The organism is Lichenibacterium minor (assembly GCF_004137685.1).
Classification (GTDB): Bacteria; Pseudomonadota; Alphaproteobacteria; order Rhizobiales; family Beijerinckiaceae; genus Lichenihabitans; species Lichenihabitans minor.
In genome coordinates this window covers 124,768-142,693 of record NZ_QYBB01000011.1, presented here as the reverse complement: position 1 = coordinate 142,693, position 17,926 = coordinate 124,768, and the positions used below count along the sequence as shown (strand labels likewise).

Annotated in this window: 19 protein-coding genes and 2 tRNA genes; 10 read left to right on the top strand and 11 right to left on the bottom strand. The window is 70.8% G+C overall.

The window, feature by feature from the left end; translation table 11 throughout:
- Positions 1-293: 293 nt before the first annotated feature.
- The 4 genes from D3273_RS12100 to D3273_RS28225 form a co-directional block, all read right to left on the bottom strand.
- Positions 294-620 carry a hypothetical protein gene (locus D3273_RS12100; RefSeq protein WP_129226830.1) on the bottom strand — a complete coding sequence of 109 codons (327 nt, stop codon included), beginning with the start codon at positions 618-620 and terminating at the stop codon, positions 294-296.
- Positions 621-623: 3 nt separating this feature from the next.
- Positions 624-851, bottom strand: a complete 228-nt coding sequence (locus D3273_RS12095) for a hypothetical protein (RefSeq protein WP_129226828.1) — start codon at positions 849-851, stop codon at positions 624-626.
- Positions 852-1,174: 323 nt separating this feature from the next.
- Positions 1,175-3,142, bottom strand: a complete 1,968-nt coding sequence (gene thrS, locus D3273_RS12090) for a threonine--tRNA ligase (protein ID WP_129226826.1) — start codon at positions 3,140-3,142, stop codon at positions 1,175-1,177.
- A gap of 131 nt (positions 3,143-3,273) precedes the next feature.
- The gene (locus D3273_RS28225; protein ID WP_165359469.1) at positions 3,274-3,429 is read right to left on the bottom strand and encodes a hypothetical protein; all 156 of its coding nucleotides are present in this window, start codon (positions 3,427-3,429) and stop codon (positions 3,274-3,276) included.
- Between the two features lie 235 nt (positions 3,430-3,664).
- Here D3273_RS28225 and D3273_RS12085 point away from each other — a divergent pair, with 235 nt between their 5' ends.
- Positions 3,665-4,474, top strand: a complete 810-nt coding sequence (locus tag D3273_RS12085) for a hypothetical protein (protein ID WP_129226824.1) — start codon at positions 3,665-3,667, stop codon at positions 4,472-4,474.
- Here D3273_RS12085 and yidD read toward each other — a convergent pair.
- Positions 4,438-4,809 (bottom strand): membrane protein insertion efficiency factor YidD, encoded by a 372-nt coding sequence (gene yidD, locus D3273_RS12080; protein ID WP_129226822.1) that lies wholly within the window; start codon positions 4,807-4,809, stop codon positions 4,438-4,440. The genes D3273_RS12085 and yidD overlap by 37 nt on opposite strands.
- A gap of 1 nt (position 4,810) precedes the next feature.
- Positions 4,811-5,278: an iron-sulfur cluster assembly scaffold protein gene (locus D3273_RS12075; RefSeq protein WP_129226820.1), complete on the bottom strand. Its 468-nt coding sequence runs from the start codon at positions 5,276-5,278 to the stop codon at positions 4,811-4,813.
- 75 nt (positions 5,279-5,353) lie between these two features.
- Between D3273_RS12075 and hisI the strand changes: the two genes are divergently transcribed.
- Complete coding sequence (hisI, locus tag D3273_RS12070) at positions 5,354-5,749, top strand: phosphoribosyl-AMP cyclohydrolase (RefSeq protein ID WP_129226818.1); 396 nt, start codon at positions 5,354-5,356, stop codon at positions 5,747-5,749.
- On the opposite strand, the gene D3273_RS12065 is transcribed toward hisI, so the two are convergent.
- Positions 5,731-6,162, bottom strand: a complete 432-nt coding sequence (locus D3273_RS12065; RefSeq protein ID WP_129226816.1) for a CBS domain-containing protein — start codon at positions 6,160-6,162, stop codon at positions 5,731-5,733. The two genes, hisI and D3273_RS12065, sit on opposite strands and share 19 nt — an antisense overlap.
- Before the next feature lie 311 nt (positions 6,163-6,473).
- On the opposite strand from D3273_RS12065, the gene thiE reads away from it, so the two are divergent.
- From thiE to D3273_RS12030, 7 genes are all read left to right on the top strand, one after another.
- Positions 6,474-7,115, top strand: a complete 642-nt coding sequence (thiE, locus tag D3273_RS12060) for a thiamine phosphate synthase (RefSeq protein WP_129226814.1) — start codon at positions 6,474-6,476, stop codon at positions 7,113-7,115.
- Positions 7,116-7,212: 97 nt separating this feature from the next.
- Positions 7,213-7,461: a DUF6489 family protein gene (locus D3273_RS12055; protein WP_129226812.1), complete on the top strand. Its 249-nt coding sequence runs from the start codon at positions 7,213-7,215 to the stop codon at positions 7,459-7,461.
- A 115-nt stretch (positions 7,462-7,576) separates the two neighbouring features.
- Positions 7,577-8,548: a quinone oxidoreductase family protein gene (locus tag D3273_RS12050; protein ID WP_129226810.1), complete on the top strand. Its 972-nt coding sequence runs from the start codon at positions 7,577-7,579 to the stop codon at positions 8,546-8,548.
- Positions 8,549-8,550: 2 nt separating this feature from the next.
- Positions 8,551-10,131, top strand: coding sequence for an ABC transporter ATP-binding protein (locus D3273_RS12045; protein ID WP_129226808.1), 1,581 nt, complete (start codon positions 8,551-8,553; stop codon positions 10,129-10,131).
- A complete protein-coding gene (locus tag D3273_RS12040; protein ID WP_129226806.1) occupies positions 10,121-11,209 on the top strand; it encodes an ABC transporter permease in 1,089 nt (362 codons plus the stop codon). The genes D3273_RS12045 and D3273_RS12040 overlap by 11 nt, the downstream gene beginning before the upstream one ends.
- A complete protein-coding gene (locus D3273_RS12035; protein WP_129226804.1) occupies positions 11,206-12,129 on the top strand; it encodes an ABC transporter permease in 924 nt (307 codons plus the stop codon). The genes D3273_RS12040 and D3273_RS12035 overlap by 4 nt, the downstream gene beginning before the upstream one ends.
- Positions 12,130-12,228: 99 nt before the next feature.
- Positions 12,229-13,284, top strand: a complete 1,056-nt coding sequence (locus D3273_RS12030) for a BMP family ABC transporter substrate-binding protein (protein WP_428977774.1) — start codon at positions 12,229-12,231, stop codon at positions 13,282-13,284.
- Between the two features lie 212 nt (positions 13,285-13,496).
- Here the strand turns inward: D3273_RS12030 and rimO are convergent, their stop codons facing one another.
- From rimO to D3273_RS12015, 3 genes are all read right to left on the bottom strand, one after another.
- Positions 13,497-14,852, bottom strand: a complete 1,356-nt coding sequence (gene rimO / locus D3273_RS12025) for a 30S ribosomal protein S12 methylthiotransferase RimO (RefSeq protein ID WP_129226800.1) — start codon at positions 14,850-14,852, stop codon at positions 13,497-13,499.
- Between the two features lie 68 nt (positions 14,853-14,920).
- Positions 14,921-15,949 (bottom strand): cysteine synthase A, encoded by a 1,029-nt coding sequence (locus D3273_RS12020; protein ID WP_129226798.1) that lies wholly within the window; start codon positions 15,947-15,949, stop codon positions 14,921-14,923.
- Positions 15,950-16,094: 145 nt separating this feature from the next.
- Positions 16,095-16,170: transfer RNA gene (locus D3273_RS12015), tRNA-Asn, on the bottom strand.
- Between the two features lie 188 nt (positions 16,171-16,358).
- Between D3273_RS12015 and D3273_RS12010 the strand changes: the two genes are divergently transcribed.
- Positions 16,359-16,432 (top strand) — tRNA-Cys (locus D3273_RS12010).
- 393 nt (positions 16,433-16,825) lie between these two features.
- Here the strand turns inward: D3273_RS12010 and D3273_RS12005 are convergent.
- On the bottom strand, positions 16,826-17,791 hold the full coding sequence (locus D3273_RS12005) for an EcsC family protein (RefSeq protein ID WP_129226796.1): 966 nt from the start codon (positions 17,789-17,791) through the stop codon (positions 16,826-16,828).
- Between the last annotated feature and the right edge of the window lie 135 nt (positions 17,792-17,926).

Below are 17,926 nucleotides of genomic sequence, written 5' to 3'. Positions count from 1 at the left end.
CGCAGCGCTCTCATCCTGCCGCGTGATCGCGATCCCAGCCGCCATGGTCAGCCTCCCAGCAAGGAAGCCAAACCGAATCAGATAGCCCGCCCCCTGTCCACGTGAGTCACGACTTCAAGCGATTGGTATTACTTCTTCGGCTCGTGTGGCACGGAGCGCCCGGCTGTGTTCGATGTTGTGGTCCGCGATGAGCTTTTGCCCGGCCATCGAGGCCAGTGATCGCCGCTCGACGGGCGACGATTCGGCGTCGCCTCCGAACCCGCAAAGTTTGATCGTGATGTGCGAGAGCTCGTTCAACGCGGCGCGGGGGTGCCTGCCTCCGCGGTCGGCTTAGGCCGGCTCGCCACCCGCTCGCCGTAGCGCATCAACGATCTGTCCAGCCGGTCGCTTTCGCTTTGATCCCGTGCCGCCTGCATCTGCCATTCCTCGGGTCGAAATGGAGGGATGGGGATTTTCTCACGGCGCAGCGCCGAACGGGCCGCCTGCTCTCTCTCACGCATTCCTTTCCGAGACAGGTTCGGATGCTTGCGATCGAAGCGGCGGCTCACGAGCAGAGCTGCGGAGACAAGGGCGAAGCCGACCGCGCCGAGGGCAGGGGGAACGATCCAGATCGTCTCCATCTCTCACTGCTCCGGTTTGAACAAGCCCAGCACCAACCAGCCGAAAAGATGGAGCAACACGCCCAAACCCGCAACCAGCGCGCTCCAATACGGATTCACAAGCGCGCCCGCAACGGTTGGCGCGATCAGAGAGCCGACCAGGGACGGCGCCGCCAAGGTGTTCAAGAGATTGGCGAAGAGCTTCAGCTGTTCGTTGGCCACCTTGGCGTCGAGCTTCTCGGTCGGCGTCACACTCAACCCCGTCGACGAGCCCATCCTGGCGGCCAGCGTGTATCATCCTGTTGCCGACAGTAGTCAGCTCTAAAACACGAGCCTGTCGGGCTTGAGTTGAAGCTCCGCGTCAACGACAGCCTGACAAGCTTTAAGCAGGATCGTGCGGGCTCGCCTACGCGATCCTGCCGCCTTCCCTTGTGAGGAGACGCAGGCTTTCGTGGGCCAACCCACGAAGGCCTGCTTAGGATCGGTCGCGGGTGCGGACCTGTCAACGGTGTTCAACTCACCATCGCGCTCGTCGGCGACGAGGTCTGTTTCGATCGCCTTCGAGGGGACCGGCGTCATTCCGCGGCTTCCGCCACCTCCGCGGCTGCGATGGTCCGCCGAAGGTCCGGCGCCACGGCCTCCTCGACCAGGGACGCCAGCACCGCGTCGGCGTTGCCGCCGGTCTGGTTCGGCGAGCCGAGGCGGCGCATCGACACGGTGCGCTCCGCCGCCTCCTTGCGGCCGACGACGAGCAGCACCGGCACCTTCGCCAGGGAATGCTCACGGACCTTGTAGTTGATCTTCTCGTTGCGGAGGTCGCCTTCCACGCGCAGCCCCATGCGGCGGGCCTCCGCGATGAGCTGCAGCGCGTAGTCGTCTGCTTCCTCGGTGATGGTGGCGACGACGATCTGCACCGGCGACAGCCAGAGCGGCATGTGGCCGGCGAAATGCTCGATCAGGATGCCGGTGAAGCGCTCCAACGAGCCGAACATGGCCCGGTGCAGCATCACCGGCGTCACCTTCTCGCTGTTGTGGCCGATGTAGAAGGCGCCGAAGCGGCCCGGCAGGTTGAAGTCCACCTGCAGGGTGCCGCACTGCCAGTCGCGGCCGATGGCGTCGCGCAGCACGTATTCGAGCTTCGGCCCGTAGAAGGCGCCCTCGCCGGGGTTGATCGAGGTCGGAACGCCGCGCGCCGCGACGTTCTCGATGACGCGCCCGAGCGCCTCCTCGGCCTTGTCCCACACCTCGTCCGAACCGACGCGCTTCTCCGGCCGCGTCGACAGCTTGATGGTCACGTCCTCGAAGCCGAAGTCGCGGTAGATGGACAGGATGAGGTCGTTGACCTTCAGGCACTCGGCCATGATCTGGTCGTCGGTGCAGAAGATGTGGGCGTCGTCCTGCGTGAAGGCGCGCACCCGCATCACCCCGTGCAGCGCCCCCGAGGGCTCGTAGCGGTGCACGGTGCCGAATTCGGCGATCTTCAGGGGCAGGTCGCGGTAGCTCTTCAGCCCGTTCTTGAAGATCTGCACGTGCCCCGGGCAGTTCATCGGCTTCAAGGCGAAGACGCGCTCGTCCTCCGTGGTCGTCACGAACATGTTGTCGCGATACGTCTGCCAATGGCCCGAGGTTTCCCACAGGCTCCGGTCGAGGATCATCGGGGTGTTGACTTCGATGTAGCCCGCCCCTTCCTGACGCCGGCGCATGTAGCCGATCAGCGTCTGGAACAGGTTCCAGCCCTTGGGATGCCAGAAGATCGTGCCCGGCCCTTCCTCCTGGAAGTGGAACAGGTCCATCTCCCGGCCGAGCCGGCGGTGGTCGCGCTTGGCCGCTTCCTCCAGGCGCTTCAGGTGCGCGTCGAGGTCGTCCTGCTTGGCGAAGGCGGTGCCGTAGATGCGCGACAGCATCGGGTTGGTGGAGTCGCCCCGCCAATAGGCGCCCGCCACCTTCATCAGCTTGAAGGCCGTCCCGACCTTGCCGGTGGACGTCATGTGCGGCCCGCGGCACAGGTCCATCCATTCGCCCTGCCGGTACATCTTCAGCGTCTGGTCGGCCGGGATCGCGTCGACGAGCTCGACCTTGAAGCCTTCGCCGCGCTCGGCGAAGAAGCGCTTCGCGTCGTCGCGGCTCCACTCCTCCTTGGTGAAGGGTTGGTCCTTCGCGACGATCTCGCGCATGCGCTTCTCGATCGCGGCGAAGTCGTCGGGCGTGAAGGGCGTGTCGCGGTGAAAGTCGTAGTAGAACCCGTCCTCGATCACCGGGCCGATCGTCACCTGCGTGCCGGGGAACAGCCCTTGAACGGCCTCGGCCAGCACGTGGGCGGCGTCATGGCGGATCAACGTGAGGGCGCGCGGGTCGTCGCGGGTCAGGAACTCGACCGACGCGTCGCCCTCGATCGGGTCGGCGAGGTCCACTACGACGCCGTCGCGCGCCAGCGCCACCGTGCGCTTCGCGAGCGAGGGCGAGATGGATTTCGCGACGTCGAGGCCGGTGGTGCCGACGGGGTAGGGACGCACCGCGCCGTCGGGAAAGGTCAGTTCGATCACGGCAGGATCCTCCGGGCTCAGTCGCCGAAACGGGTCGGCGTAAGCGGGTTCCCCGCGGGCCGGGCTGGCCACGGCGCGGGAAAGGAGGCGCTACATCATGGGCACCGCCGGCGCAATCCGCGGAGGCAGAGTCAGGCGGCGGAGTCGCCCGGCCGGTCCGCATCGATGGCCGACGGGCTCGGGACGCCGCGCAGCATCGAGTCCGTGACCACCACGCCCGACAGCAGGCACAGCACGCTCCAAACGGCCGCGAACAGCGCGTAGGAGGATCCGGCGAAGCCCATCATGTCCATCCTCCCCTGGACCGGCGGTGCTGTGGCACCTTCTCCGATCGGCCGCTTCCATCCCACTGCCCGCAGGAATAGCATATGCAGGCTCGCATTGCCCATAAATTTCGCTGTATCGGCCCGGTGCGGGCGATCGTCGGACGTCGTGCCTCATCGACGGGCAGCGGGGCGGGCGCGCCTGGCGTGCGGCGGGGGGCCGGGCTAGACTGACGGCATCGAAGAAGCACCCCTCGCCATGACAGCGTTGCGCATCGTCTTCCTGGCCCTCGCCGTGGGGGTGCTCGGTCTCCTGGGGTGGCGATCGACGGTGAACCGCCCCGCGCCGCGGCCCGTCCCACCCCCGCCCGGCCTCGCGGTCCTGGCGGACGCCATGCGGGTGCCGCCGGCCGCCGCGCCGGTCTCCGTCCCGCCGCCCGACCGCATCGGCGAGGTGCCGGAATTCGCGGGCTTCTACGGCCGCTTGAGGACCGATTTCCCGCGCCAATACGGGGCCATCCTGGACCGGCTCGGGCGGGACGCGGCGGTGCCCTCCGCCGATGCGGCGATCTGGGACGCGCTGCGCGACATCGAGCAGTCGGACGGGATCCTCGCCGCCCAGGCCGGGCCCGCCGCGCTCGACCGCTTCTTCGACGCCCGCTCCGCGCTGCTGGGCGGGATCGCGCCGCTCGACCCGCGCCGATGCGTCGACTTCCTCTACGGCCTGACGGACGCCTCGATCGCCACCTTCACGGCGGCGCATCGGGGGCTCGTGGCGACGCTCGCGGACCGCACGCTCGACGCCATCGCGGACGGGCGCAGCCGGCACCGCGACCGCACCGCCCCGACCGACGCGGATTTCGACGCCCTGTCGTCGGGGCTGGCCTCCTTCGGCCTGACGCCGGGCGAGATCGGGCTTCTCATCGACGGCACCACGCCCGACCCGCCCCTGCCCGACGGGCGCGTCTGTGACATCGGACGCACCTACCTTGACGTCCTGCACGGCATGCCGGCCGACGCACGCGGGCGCATCTACGGCTTCGCCGCGGAGCTGCTGTCGCGCTCGTGAGCTTCGGGGAGGGCGGCCGGGTCGCGAGGAATCTCCGTCGGCAAAGGCGTGACGGCCGGCATCCGCCACGCGCCGTGGCGCCACGGCTGGCCCGCCGGCACCGGTTCGCAGCGCATCGGCACGGGGTCGTAGCCCCAGGCCCCGAGGGGATGGCACCGGCACAGCCGCGCCGCCGCCATCCAAGCGCCCGGCCACACGCCGTGGCGCCGCACGGCTTCGGCGGCGTAATCCGAGCAGGTCGGCAGGTAGCGGCATTGCCGCCCCACCAGGGCCGAGAAGGTCAGCTGGTAGGCGCGGATCAGCCCCAGGGCGACCCGCTGCCCGGCTTTCGCCACCTCAGTCCGCCGTGGCGGGCTCGGCGGGGCCGCCCTGACGCGCCCGCAGGGCCGCCTCGACCGCTTCGACGGTGGCGTCGAAGGTCAGCAGCGTGGACGCGTGGCGCGCCTTGTAGTCGCGCACCGGCTCCAGAACGGCGCAGTCGGTCCAGCGGCCGGCCGGCGGCGCGGCACCGGCCTTCAGCATGGCCCGCATGGCGTCCCGCAGCGCGCGAAGCTCCGCCGCGTCCGTGCCTACGACGCCGCTCGCCATGATGGACGACGAGGCCTGCCCGAGCGCGCAGGCCTTCACATCGTGGGCGAAGTCGGCGACGCGGCCGTCGGCGTCCAGCGCGACGTCCACCGTCACGGTGGAGCCGCAGAGCTTGGAATGGGCCGTGGCCGAACCGTCCGGCGCCGAAAGGCGGCCGACGCGCGGCAGGTTGCCGGCGAGGTGGAGGATGCGGCTGTTGTAGATGTCGCTCAGCATGTCGGGACCGCGGGACGGGGAAGCCTGTCCCCTATATAGGCGGCCGGGCAGCACACCGCGAGGCGGGGAAACGAGATGGCGACGGGCGGTATCGACGAGACGACGGAGTTCCGGCCCCGCTTCGACGCGGTCGGCCTCATCACCTGCGTGACGGTGGCGGCCGACGGCCGCGTGCTGATGGTCGCCGGCATGAACGCGGAAGCGCTGCGGCTCACGCTGGACACGGGCATCGTCCACTACTGGTCCCGCTCGCGGGCGACGCTGTGGCGCAAGGGCGACACGTCGGGACAAGTCCAGCGCCTGCTGGAACTGCGGGTGGATTGCGACCAGGACGTCCTGCTGGCGCGCGTCGAGGTCGGCGGCGACGGCGGCGCCTGCCACACCGGCCGCCGATCCTGCTTCTATCGCGTCGTGGAGGCCGACGGCGCCACGCTGCGGATCGTCGAGGAGCCTCAGGCGGTCCCGATATAGTCCAGCATGGCCTGCCGCTCGGTTTCGATCTCGGCGATGCGGAACTTCACGAGGTCGCCGATCGACACGAGCCCCTTCAGGCGACCGCCCTCGACGACCGGGATGTGGCGGAAGCGCCCTTCGGTCATGCGCTCCATGAGTTGGAGCACGCCGGCGTCCTCGGTGGCGGTGACGACGCGCGAGGTCATGTGCCGCGACACCGAATCGTCGAGCGCCGCGCCGCCGAGCGCCAGGACCTTGACGACGTCCCGCTCCGAGAAGATGCCGAGCACGATCCCGTCGGCGCCCGCCACCACCACGGCGCCGATCGCCTTGTCGTGAAGCAGTTTCGCCACCTCGCGCACCGTGCGGTGCGGCGCCGTGGTCACCACGTCGCGGCCTTTCTGGGACAGTATCAGCGACAGCGTCGTCATGCTCGACCTCCCCTGGCGCGGCATCCATGCCATCTCCGGCCGGATCCGCTCGAAGGGACAGTCTGATCCCGCGCCGAGCCCCTCGCAAGCTTTATTCGGTTCGCAATACTTCGCCCTTACAGTCGTGGCGGCGACAAAACCGATCATCCGCTCTCCGGGTGAGCATAAATCCATCGCAAGTGGCGGTGTGCCCGCCCGGCGCCGGACCGGCGGGGCCGGGATGCGCCGCGCCCTCCGCCCTTCCCGGCCGGCAACCAAGGCCGACGCCGCGCCGTTCGCGTGGCGGAACCCCAACCCGAAAGCCGCGCGCCATGCCGATCGACCCGTCCCGCTACCGCCTGTGCCTCGTCACCGACCGCGAGATCGGCCACGGACGCCCTCTCGTCGAGGTGGTGATGCGCGCCGTCGCGGGCGGCGTCACGATGGTTCAGCTGCGTGAGAAGACCGCCCCGACGCGCGCGATCCTCGAGGAAGCGCGGGCGTTGAAGGCCGCGCTCGCCGGCCACGGCGTGCCGCTCGTCGTCAACGACCGGGCCGACATCGCCGTGGCGATCGGCGCCGACGGCGTCCATGTCGGCCAGACCGACCTGCCGGTCGAAGCCGTGCGGGCCGTCGTGGGGCCCGGCATGGCCATCGGGCTGTCGATCACCGACGCCGAGCAGATCGCCCGCGCCGACGCCGGCGCCGCCGACTACCTCGGCATCGGCCCGGTCCACCCGCAGAAGACCAAGGCCGACGCTTCGGCGCCGCTCGGCCTCGGCGGCTTCGCCCGGCTTCGCCGTATGACCGGCAAGCCGGTGCTTGCCATCGGCGGCGTCAAGGCCGACGATGTGCCGATGCTGGTCGAGGAGGGCGCGACCGGCGTCGCGGTCGTCAGCGCCATCATGGGGGCGCAGGACCCGGAAGCCGCCGCGCGCCTGTTCGCGGCCGCCTGGGCCAGCGAGACGCGCTGAAGCGCTTGCGCCGGACCGCCCGGCGGTTCAGCATCGGCGAAGGGCCGCGACCGCCCCGCCGTCTTCGGCGACGGGCGGGGCGAACGGGACGGACCGCATGAAGTGCACCCTCGAAGTCGAATGCACCCCGCTCGAAGCGCGCCAGTTCTTCGGCCTGCCTGACCTGCAGCCGCTCCAGGCCACCATCCTGGCCGAGGTCGAGAAGAAGATGCTGACCGAGATGGAGCGCTTCTCTCCCGAAGGCGTGCTCAAGAGCTGGCTGTCGATGTTCGCGCAATCGCCCGAGCAGATGCAGCAGGCTTTCTCCAAGATGATGTTCACCGGGCTCAACCGCACCAAGTCTTGAGCGGGGACGAGGCGGCCCCGGCACGCCCGTCCCGCCGGGCGCGAAGCGGGGGAGCCCGCTGTTGCCGGACGTCCCGCGCCCTTCCTATGATGGCGACAGCGCATCGGAGCGACTCATGGCCAAGACCATCCGCATTCACGAGTTCGGCGGACCGGACGTGTTCCAGGTCGAGGATCACGACCTTCCGGCGCCCGGCCCCGGCGAAGTGCGGCTCCGGCAGCGCGCCGTCGGCCTGAACTACATCGACGTGTACCAGCGCCAGGGCGCGTATCCGAATCCGCTGCCCCTCACGCTCGGCAACGAGGCGGCGGGCGACGTCGTGGCGGTCGGCGAAGGCGTGACCGAGTTCAAGGAAGGCGACCGCGTCGCCTACGGCACGGCGCTCGGCGCCTATGCCGAGGAGCGCAACGTGCCGGCCCGCCTGCTCGTCCACCTTCCCGAAGCGATCTCCTACGAGGTCGGTGCCGTGATGATGCTGAAGGGGCTCACCGCCCAGTACCTGCTGCGGCAGGTCTACGCCGTGGTGCCCGGCTCGACCATCCTGGTCCACGCCGCCGCGGGCGGCGTCGGGCTGTTCCTGTGCCAATGGGGCCATGCGCTCGGCGCCACCGTCATCGGCACGGCCGGTTCGGCCGAGAAATGCGAGCTCGCGAAGCGGCACGGCGCCGACCATTGCATTGAATACCGCCGCGAGGACTTCGCCGCGCGCGTCGCGGAGATCACCGGGGGGGCGCTCTGCGACGTCGTCTACGACGCCATCGGCCAGGCCACCTTTCCGAAGTCGCTCGACTGCCTCCGCCCCTTGGGGATGTTCGCCTCCTACGGCGCGGCGTCCGGCCCCATCGCGGCCTTCGACATCAACCTGCTGGCCAAGAAGGGCTCTCTCTTCGCCACGCGCCCCTCGCTCTTCGCCTATTCGGCCAAGCGCGAAGCGCTGGTGCGGATGACGGAAGACCTCGTCACCGCCATCGAGACCGGCGCGGTCCGCCCCGAGATCCACGCCCGATACCCGCTGGCCGAGGTCGCCGAGGCCCACCGAGCGCTCGAAGCGCGCGAAACCACCGGCTCCACCATCCTGGTGCCGTGAGCATGGCGTCGCTTCCAGGGTCCCCCTCGGTCCGCACCCCGGCGCCGCTCGTCGCGATCCGCGGCCTGTCCAAGAGCTTCGGGCCCGTCCACGCCAACCGGAACATCGACCTCGATGTCCTCGCCGGCGAGAACCACGCCCTGCTGGGGGAGAACGGCGCCGGGAAGTCGACGCTGGTCAAGATGCTCTACGGGCTCCTGCAGCCGTCCGCGGGCGAGATCCTGTGGCAGGGCCGCCCGGTGGTGCTCGGCTCGCCCGAAGCCGCGCGGGCGCTCGGCATCGGCATGGTGTTCCAGCACTTCTCGCTGTTCGAGAACCTGACCGTGTCGGAGAACATCGCGCTCGTGCTGCCGCCCGAACGGCAAAGCCGGCTCGACGCGCGCATCGGCGGCCTGTCCGAGCGTTACGGCCTGAAGCTCGAGCCCGCGCGGCCCGTCTGGTCGCTGTCGGCGGGCGAGCGCCAGCGCATCGAGATCGCCCGGGTGCTGCTCCAGGACCCGAAGCTGATGATCCTCGACGAACCGACATCGGTGCTCACACCCCAGGAATCGGAGTCGCTCTTCGCCATCCTCGACCGCTTGAAGGCCGAAGGCCGGGCATTGCTCTACATCTCGCACCGCCTCGACGACGTGCGGCGCCTGTGCGACCGCGCGACCGTGCTCCGCGCCGGCCGCGTCGTCGGCACCTGCGATCCCCGCGCCGAGACGGCGCGCTCGATGGCGGCGCAGATGGTCGGCGCCCAGATCGCGGAAGTGTCGTCGCGCGGCGGCGCGGTCGGGGCCGAACGCTTCGCGGCGGACGACCTGTCGCTGCCGGCGCCGGGGCTCCACGCCACGGCGCTGCGCGGGATCCACCTGTCGGTCCGGGGCGGCGAGGTCCTGGGCATCGCCGGGGTCGCGGGCAACGGCCAGGACGAGCTCTTCGCCGCGCTGTCGGGCGAGCGGCTGGCGTCCGACGCCGGAGCGATCCGCATCGACGGCCGTCCCGCGGGCCGCGACGGCATCACGGCGCGACGGCGCCGCGGCGCCGCCTTCGTGCCGGAGGAACGCAACGGCCACGCGGCCGTGCCGGGCTTCGCGCTGTCGGACAACCTCGTCCTGTCGCGCCACGCCACCGGCGAGGTCAGCCGCGGCGGCTTCCTGCGCGGCGCCGCCGCGCGGGCCATCGCCCGCGAGGTGGTGGAAACCTTCGACGTCCGGGCGGGCGCGCCGGACCCGGCGGCACGCACCCTGTCGGGCGGCAACCTGCAGAAGTTCGTCGTCGGCCGCGAAATCCTGCGCGAGCCCGGCGTGCTGGTGATCAACCAGCCCACCTGGGGGGTGGACGCGCTGGCGGGAGCGGCCATCCACCAGGCGATCCTCGACCTCGCGGGCCGCGGCTCGGCCGTGGTGGTGATCAGCCAGGACCTCGACGAGCTGTTCCGCCTGTGCGACCGCCTTTGCGTCATCCACGACGGCACGCTGTCCCCGGCGACGGCCACGGCCGAGACGGACCGCGACGACGTGGGGTTGCGCATGGCCGGCACCGTGCCGTCCCCGCCGGCAGGCACGGAGGTTGCAAGCGCCCCGGTCCATGCGCATTGAGCTTCAACCCCGCCTGAACCCGCCCCGTTGGCTCGGCTTCGCCGCGCCGGTGGCCGCCGTCGCAGTCGCGCTCCTCATCGGGGGCGTCATCGTGGCGAACCTGGGCAAGTCGCCGCTCGACGCCTTCCTCGTGTATTTCGTCGACCCCCTGACCCAGGATTGGTCGCTGGAAGCGCTGGCCGTGAAGGCCTCGCCCCTCGTCCTGATCGCGACGGGCCTGTGCTTCTGCTTCCGCGCCAACCTGTGGAACATCGGGGCCGAGGGCCAGTTCGTGGCCGGCGGCGCCTGCGGGGGCGCGCTGGCGCTGGCCACCCACGGCGCGGACCACGCGGGGCCGCTCGGCGGGTCGTGGATCCTGCCCGCCATGCTCCTCCTCGGCATCCTCGGCGGCGCCGCCTACGCCCTGATCCCGGCCGTGCTGCGCGTGGCGCTCGGCGTCAACGAGATCCTGTCGAGCCTCATGCTGGTCTACGTGGCCGGGCTCGGGCTCGACTACCTGGTGCGCGGGCCCTGGCGGGACCCCGCCGGCTTCAACTTCCCCGTTTCGGTGAACTTCGACCCGGACGCGACCCTGCCGACCCTGATCGACGGCGCGTCGCTCCACGCCGGCGTGCTGGTCACGCTCCTGGTCGTCGTCGGCGCCGCCTTGGTCTTTTCCCGGACGATGTTCGGCTACGAGATCCGCTGCGTCGGCGCGGCGCCCCGGGCGGCGCGCTTCGCGGGGTTCGACGAGAAGCGGCTGACGCTCCTGGTCTTCGCGCTGTCGGGCGGTCTCGCGGGCCTCGCGGGGGTCATGGAAGTGTCGGGCCAGATCGGCCAGCTCCAGCCTTCCATCTCGCCGGGCTACGGCTTCACCGCCATCATCGTGGCCTATCTCGGCCGGCTCCAGCCGATGGGGGTGCTGGTCGCCGGCCTCGTCCTGGCGCTGACCTACGTGGGCGGGGAAGGCGCGCAGATCGCCCTGAAGCTGCCGCTCGACGTCACGAAGGCGTTCCAGGGCATCCTGCTCGTCTGCGTGCTGGGCGCGGATGTCGTCACGCGCTACCGGGTGCGGATCGTCGGACGGGTGATGGCATGAACCCGGACATGATCCAGCTCGTCCTCGTCGGCGTGGTCACGGCCGCGACGCCGCTGTTCCTCGCGGCCCTCGGCGAGCTGGTGGCCGAGCGGGCCGGCGTGCTGAACCTCGGCGTCGAGGGCATGATGGTGATGGGCGCCGCGTCGGGCTTCGCGGCCGCCTACCTCACCGGATCGACGCTGATCGGCGCCCTGGTGGGCACGGCCGTCGGCGCCCTGATGGCGCTGCTGTTCGGCCTGCTGACGGTGGTGTTCGCCGTCAGCCAGGTGGCGGCCGGGCTGGCCCTGACCATCTTCGGACTCGGCCTGTCGGGCCTCGTCGGCAGCGCCTTCGTCGGGCTGAAGCGAGACGCCGCCCCGCACCTCGCCATCCCGGGCCTGACCCACCTGCCGGTGGTGGGCCGCCTCGTGTTCGGCGAGGATTATTTCGTCTACGCGGCATTGCTGCTCGCGCTGGCGGTGTCCCACGGGCTCCGCCGGACCCGGGCGGGCCTCGTGCTGCGCGCCGTCGGCGACAACCACGGCTCCGCCCACGCGCTGGGGGTGCCGGTCCGCAGCGTCCGCCTGCTGGCCGTGCTGTTCGGCGGCGCCTGCGCGGGCCTCGGCGGTGCCTACCTGTCGCTCAGCTACACGCCGTTCTGGTCGCCCGAGATGACGGCGGGCCGCGGCTGGATCGCGCTGGCGCTCGTGGTCTTCGCGTCCTGGCGGCCGTGGCGGGCGCTCGGCGGGGCGTTGCTGTTCGGCGGCGCCACCGTTCTGCAGCTCCAGGCGCAGGCCTTCGGCATCGGCCTGCCGGGGCAGTTCATGTCGGCGGTGCCCTATCTCGTCACCCTGCTGGCGCTGGTGGCGCTGTCGCTGCGCCGGCGCGCCGGCTCGGTCGCGCCCGCCATGCTGGGGACGGCCTTCGTGCCGGATCGCTGATTCGGTGCCGTGCCGCTGATCGGCACGGTGATTGCATCAAAAACAGGCAGAGGCGCCGCTCCGGCGCCGATGGGGAAGGATCTGACGATGGGTGACGGGATGAGGGCCGTGGCGGTGCTGGCCATGGCGGTGCTGGCGGGCTCGGCGGCGCGTGCCGAGGAGAAGCTGAAGGTCGGCTTCGTCTACGTCGGACCGGTCGGCGATTTCGGCTATTCCTACCAGCACGACCAGGGCCGGCAGTTCCTGCAGAAGCAGCTCGGCGACAAGGTCGAGACGACCTTCCTGGAGAACGTCGCCGAGAACGATTCGCAGCGCGCCTTCGAGCAGCTCGCCCGCTCCGGCCACAAGCTGATCTTCGGCACCTCCTTCGGCTTCATGGACCCGATGCTGAAGGTCGCCAAGCAGTTCCCCAAGGTCGATTTCGAGCACGCCACCGGCTACAAGCAGGCGCCCAACCTCGCCACCTATTCGGCGCGCTTCTACGAGGGCCGCTACATCATGGGCGAGATCGCCGCCAAGATCTCGAAGACCCACACCGTCGGCTACATCGCGTCGTTCCCGATCCCGGAAGTCGTGTCGGGCATCGACGCCTTCATGCTCGGCGCGCAGTCGATCGACCCGAACTTCAAGGTCAAGATCGTGTGGGTGAACACCTGGTTCGATCCCGGCAAGGAGGCGGATGCCGCCAAGGCGCTGATCGCCCAGGGCGTCGACGTCATCGCCCAGCACACCGATTCGGCGGCGCCGCTTCAGGAAGCCGAGAAGGCCGGCATCCACGGCTTCGGCCAGTCCTCCGACATGGCGAAGTTCGCCCCGAAGGCGATCCTGACCTCGCTCGAGGACAATTGGGGCCCCTATTACGTGGGGGAGGTGAAGGCCGTGCAGGACGGCACCTGGAAGTCGCACGACACCTGGGGCGGGCTGGCCGCCGGCATGGTGGTGATGGGGCCCTACGAGAACATGCCCGCCGACGTGAAGGCCATGGCGGAGAAGACCGAGGCCGACATCAAGTCGGGCGCCGTGAAGGTCTTCGCCGGCCCGATCAGCAAGCAGGACGGCACCGTGGCGGTGAAGGCCGGCGAGGTGATGCCCGACAAGGAGATCCTCGGGCTGAACTGGTACGTGAAGGGCGTGGACGACAAAGTCCCGCAGTGAAGCGGAGGCCCTAAAGCGCCGGCGACGATCCGGGGCAGGGTCCCGCGCGCCGGCGCCGGGTTCCGCCCCCGTCCTGCTGAGCCCGGCCTGCGCCCGTCGTCGGTGCAGGCCGCTCTCGCAGACGCGTCCCTTGCGACGGACAGCCGGCGCGGGAGGCGGCCTGGTCCGGGCGCCGCGCGGGCCGGCGGCCGAAGCTTCGACCTACGCCGCCCCTACACCACCGTGCCGTGGAGGTCGTAGGCGTCGGCGCCGGTGATCCGCGCCGTTACGATGTCGCCGACCCGCACCGGGAAACGATGCTGGAGGTGCACCTTGCCGTCGATCTCCGGCGCGTCGCCCTTGGAGCGACCCACCGCGCCGCCCGGCCCGACCGCGTCGACGATCACCGGCATGCGCCGCCCGACCTTCTTCGCCAGGAGCCGCGCGCTGATGGCCTGCTGGTGCGCCATGAAGCGGTCGAGACGCTCCTGCTGCAGTTCGCGCGGCACCGCGGGCAGGTCCAGGGCCTGCGCGGGCGCGCCCGCGACCGGCTCGTATTTGAACGCTCCGACGCGCTCGAGCTTGGCTTCCGTGAGCCAATCCAGAAGGATCTGGAAATCCTCCTCGGTTTCCCCCGGGAAGCCGACGATGAAGGTCGAGCGCAGCACGAGGTCGGGCGCCACGCCGCGCCAGGCCGCGATGCGGTCGAGCGTGCGGTCCTGCTTGCCGGGGCGCTTCATGGCGCGCAGGACGTTCGGCGCCGCGTGCTGGAACGGGATGTCGAGGTAGGGGAGCACCAGCCCCTCGGCCATCAGCGGCACAACGTCGTCGACGTGGGGGTAGGGGTAGATGTAGTGGAGGCGCGTCCAGGCGCCGAGCGAGCCGAGCTCGCGCGCGAGGTCGATGAACTTGGCCCGGACCTCACGGTCGCCGTGCGGCTGCATCGGGTAGCCGAGGTCGAGGCCGTAGGCGGCCGTGTCCTGCGACACGACGAGCAACTCCTTCACGCCCGCCGTCACGAGCTTCTCGGCTTCGCGCAGCACCTCCGACACGGGGCGCGACACGAGGCGCCCGCGCAGCCGCGGGATGATGCAGAACGAGCAGGAGTTGTTGCAGCCTTCCGCGATCTTCAGGTAGCTGTAGTGGCGCGGCGTGAGCTTGATGCCCTGCGGCGGCAGCAGGTCCAGGAACGGGTCGTGCAGCGGCTCCGCGGCCTCGTGCACGGCCGCCATCACGCTCTCGTAGGCCTGCGGGCCCGACACCGCGAGCACGTTGGGATAGCGCTCCCGGATGGCGTCCGGCTCGGCGCCCATGCAGCCCGTGACGATGACCTTGCCGTTCTCCGCCATGGCGTCGCCGATCGCGGCCAGCGACTCGGCCTTGGCGCTGTCGAGGAACCCGCAGGTGTTGACCACCACGGCGTCGGCGCCGTCGTGCTTGCGGGTGATCTCGTAGCCCTCGGCGCGCAGCCGCGTGATGATGCGCTCGCTGTCGACCAGCGCCTTGGGGCAGCCCAGCGACACGAAGGAGATGCGCGGCGCGGCGCGGCCGGCGGCACGCGCCGGGGCGGGATCGGGGGTCGGGAGCATGGCGGTGCCTTGCCACGGCGGGACGGCGACCGCAACAGCGGCGCCGCAGGCCTGGGTTGCAGGGGTGGTCAGCGCAGCATGTCGGGCGAGATGCGCGCGCCGCGCTCCAGCCAGGGCGGCACCGGCAGGCCCTTGGCGCGGAGGAAGTCCGCGTCGAACAGCTTCGACGCGTAGCGGGCGCCGGAATCGCACAGGATGGTCGCGATCGTGTGGCCGGGCCCGAGATGCTTCGCCAGGCGGATCGCCCCCGCGACGTTGACGCCGGAGGACCCGCCGAGCAGCAGTCCCTCCTCCTCGGCGAGCGCGAACACGATGCCGAGCGCTTCCCGGTCGTCGACCTGGCAGGCGAAGTCGACCGGCGCGCCGACGAGGTTGGCGGTGATCCGGCCCTGGCCGATGCCCTCGGTGATGGACGAGCCCGAGGCCTTCAGCTCGCCGCCGTCGTAATAGTTGAACAGGGCCGAGCCCATCGGGTCGGCGATGCCGATCGTGACGCCGGCGCTCTTCGCCTTCAGGGCCAGTCCGACGCCCGCCAGGGTGCCGCCGGTGCCGACCGCGCAGACGAAGCCGTCGACCGCCCCTCCGGTCTGCTCCCAGATCTCGGGACCCGTGGTGCGCTCGTGGCCGGCGCGGTTGGCGACGTTGTCGAACTGGTTGGCCCACACGGCGCCGTTGGCGTCCTCGGCGGCGAGCCGCCGGGCCAGCCGCTCGGACACCCGGACGTAATTGCCCGGATCGCTGTAGGGCTTGGCCGGCACCTCGACGAGTTCGGCGCCGGACATGCGCAGCAGGTCCTTCTTTTCCTGGCTCTGCGTGTCGGGGATGACGATCACGGTGCGGTAGCCGAGGGCGTTGGCGACGAGCGCGAGGCCGATGCCGGTGTTGCCCGCCGTGCCCTCCACGATCGTGCCGCCCGGGCGCAGGGCGCCGCGCGCGATCGCGTCCTCCACGATCGCCAGGGCGGCACGGTCCTTGACCGAGCCTCCGGGGTTCATGAACTCGGCCTTGCCGAGGATGGTGCATCCCGTCAGCTCGGACGCGCGCTTGAGCTTGATCAGCGGCGTGTGGCCGATGGCATCGAGGACCGACGTCAGCATGGAGCATCCACAGGAGGGTGAGGGCTGCCCGCGCGATCGCGGGCACGGCAGAGATGAGAGAGATCCGCCCATCGATCAACCGTCGCAAGGACGGGATCCGAAGAAGCTCGATCGCGATGATGTTGGGAGAACGCCTGGAGCGCTATGGCTCCCCGAGCAGGGCTCGAACCTGCGACAATTCGATTAACAGTCGAATGCTCTACCAGCTGAGCTATCGGGGAACACCGCCGCGTCGCCGCGGCGTGGGTGCTGTTTAGCCGGGAAGATGCGGCTTTGCCAAGCCCCATTCTGCCGGGCGGCGGGGGAAAAGTTTTCGCGGGCGGCCGCCTTGCCGTCACATCGCGGATCCGTTAGACACCGCTCCTGTCGCCCTGACCAAGCGACCGTGGGTCTTCACCGACCCCCGCGAGGCCTCGTGGCGGAGTGGTTACGCAGAGGACTGCAAATCCTTGCACCCCGGTTCGATTCCGGGCGAGGCCTCCAGACCGTGACCGGCGCCGAACAGGTCCGCACCTTCTCCTCATCCCGCGAAACGCGCTGAACCTCATCTTGGCTCGCCCGGCGCTGCCGAGTGGCCGGGCGAGGAACGTCGACGCCGGACCCCAACGTGGCGCGTCCCGGCGCGTTGGATCGGCCAGCGCCGATCGGTCACCCGAAGACAAGCGCGAAATCCCGACGCGCCGTCTCGGCCCAAGGAGGGCTGTTGGTCAGGCAGGCGATCCAGGCCGCGTCCCGAGCCCACCCCGCGTCGAGCCCGGCGCGGTCGGACGCGGCTCCCGCGAACCGGGGCAGCGCGGGAGCCGCCCCTGTCGCCGAAACGCCAGCATTCCGGGCCGGCCGCCTCGAGACCGTATCATGAGCGACTCGCGGCGGCCTTCAGGTCCGTTCCTCCGCCAGCGCGGCGATACCGCTCGGCCGCGCCGGCACGGCGGCCTTTTCCATCGGGTCGTCGCCCCCCGCCGCGGTGCGAAGCCGTTCGTAGGCGGCCCGCACGAGGTCCGGCCCGTAGACCCGTTCCAGGCGGCGCACCGTGAAGTGGCCGCGTGCCAGCCTTTGGTAGTGGTCCATGAAGGCCGCGTTGATGCCCGCGCCCGTCACGGCGCCGATGACCGGCACCGCCTGGGCGACGACCTTCTGCGACACGGCGAGGCCGAAGCGCGATGCGATCTGCCCGAGCAGCCGCGACAGGACGGGCGCGGCCTCGTCGGCCACACCGCGGGCCACGAGGTGACGAGCCGCCTCGGTGACGGATTTGGCGAGCAGCGCCCGCACGGCGAAATAGCTGCTTTCGCCCAGCGCAGCTTCGCCGCCCGTACCGAGGGCGAAGACTTCGAGGCAGCTCAACACGGCCTCGGGGTCGTGCAGGTCTTCGCCCTCGGCGCGCGCAATGTCGGCGACGGAGCGCAGGATCAACGCGGTCGACAGCGGCAGCTCGACCGGCAGGGTGGCGAGCCCGAAGGCGCCCCCGATCGCACCCGTGGTCGCCACGGCGGCGAGATGGAAGCGGTTCTGCGGCGGGCGGTCCTCGCCCGACAGCGACCTCACGGCGCCGCGCAGCGCGAATCGCAGCGCCGCGCCGGCGGCCTTGTCGGCGACCTCCGCGACCCGCGCGGGCAGGAGGCTGCCCGAGAAGCCGAGCTGGCGGCCGACGAGGCCGGACAGGTGCGCGGCGAAGCTCGTGCCTTCGAGTGCCCGCACCGCGCCGGCGAGGGCCGCCTCGTCTTCCGGCGACAGCGCGTCGGGCCGCCCCGTCCCCGGCACCGGGGCGCCAGGGTCGCGCGGCTCGGGCGCGAGTGGCTGGAGCGGCGCGGCGCGGTCCCCGGGCTGCGAATCGTCGACCATGGCGCGCGGGCTCCTGCTGGGGGCGGGGTAGGGGACCCCACCGTCGGCAAGGAGACGCGCGAAGCGAGGGCGCGGTTCGGCGGGGCCGCCCGCCTTGCCGCCGGCCCCGGGATGGCGCAGCCTGCGTGCGGCGGA

Excerpts from the sequence above, each read along its gene's own strand:
- D3273_RS12050 (WP_129226810.1), top strand. The coding sequence starts at position 7,577 with ATGGCCAAGACCATCCGCATTCACGAGTTCGGCGGACCGGACGTGTTC.
- D3273_RS12075 (WP_129226820.1), bottom strand. The coding sequence starts at position 5,278 with ATGCTGAGCGACATCTACAACAGCCGCATCCTCCACCTCGCCGGCAAC.
- D3273_RS12085 (WP_129226824.1), top strand. The coding sequence starts at position 3,665 with ATGACAGCGTTGCGCATCGTCTTCCTGGCCCTCGCCGTGGGGGTGCTC.
- D3273_RS12005 (WP_129226796.1), bottom strand. The coding sequence starts at position 17,791 with ATGGTCGACGATTCGCAGCCCGGGGACCGCGCCGCGCCGCTCCAGCCA.
- D3273_RS12035 (WP_129226804.1), top strand. The coding sequence starts at position 11,206 with ATGAACCCGGACATGATCCAGCTCGTCCTCGTCGGCGTGGTCACGGCC.
- hisI (WP_129226818.1), top strand. The coding sequence starts at position 5,354 with ATGGCGACGGGCGGTATCGACGAGACGACGGAGTTCCGGCCCCGCTTC.
- D3273_RS12030 (WP_428977774.1), top strand. The coding sequence starts at position 12,229 with ATGAGGGCCGTGGCGGTGCTGGCCATGGCGGTGCTGGCGGGCTCGGCG.
- D3273_RS12055 (WP_129226812.1), top strand. The coding sequence starts at position 7,213 with ATGAAGTGCACCCTCGAAGTCGAATGCACCCCGCTCGAAGCGCGCCAG.
- D3273_RS28225 (WP_165359469.1), bottom strand. The coding sequence starts at position 3,429 with ATGATGGGCTTCGCCGGATCCTCCTACGCGCTGTTCGCGGCCGTTTGG.
- D3273_RS12040 (WP_129226806.1), top strand. The coding sequence starts at position 10,121 with ATGCGCATTGAGCTTCAACCCCGCCTGAACCCGCCCCGTTGGCTCGGC.
- D3273_RS12065 (WP_129226816.1), bottom strand. The coding sequence starts at position 6,162 with ATGACGACGCTGTCGCTGATACTGTCCCAGAAAGGCCGCGACGTGGTG.
- D3273_RS12100 (WP_129226830.1), bottom strand. The coding sequence starts at position 620 with ATGGAGACGATCTGGATCGTTCCCCCTGCCCTCGGCGCGGTCGGCTTC.
- D3273_RS12045 (WP_129226808.1), top strand. The coding sequence starts at position 8,551 with ATGGCGTCGCTTCCAGGGTCCCCCTCGGTCCGCACCCCGGCGCCGCTC.
- D3273_RS12020 (WP_129226798.1), bottom strand. The coding sequence starts at position 15,949 with ATGCTGACGTCGGTCCTCGATGCCATCGGCCACACGCCGCTGATCAAG.
- rimO (WP_129226800.1), bottom strand. The coding sequence starts at position 14,852 with ATGCTCCCGACCCCCGATCCCGCCCCGGCGCGTGCCGCCGGCCGCGCC.
- thiE (WP_129226814.1), top strand. The coding sequence starts at position 6,474 with ATGCCGATCGACCCGTCCCGCTACCGCCTGTGCCTCGTCACCGACCGC.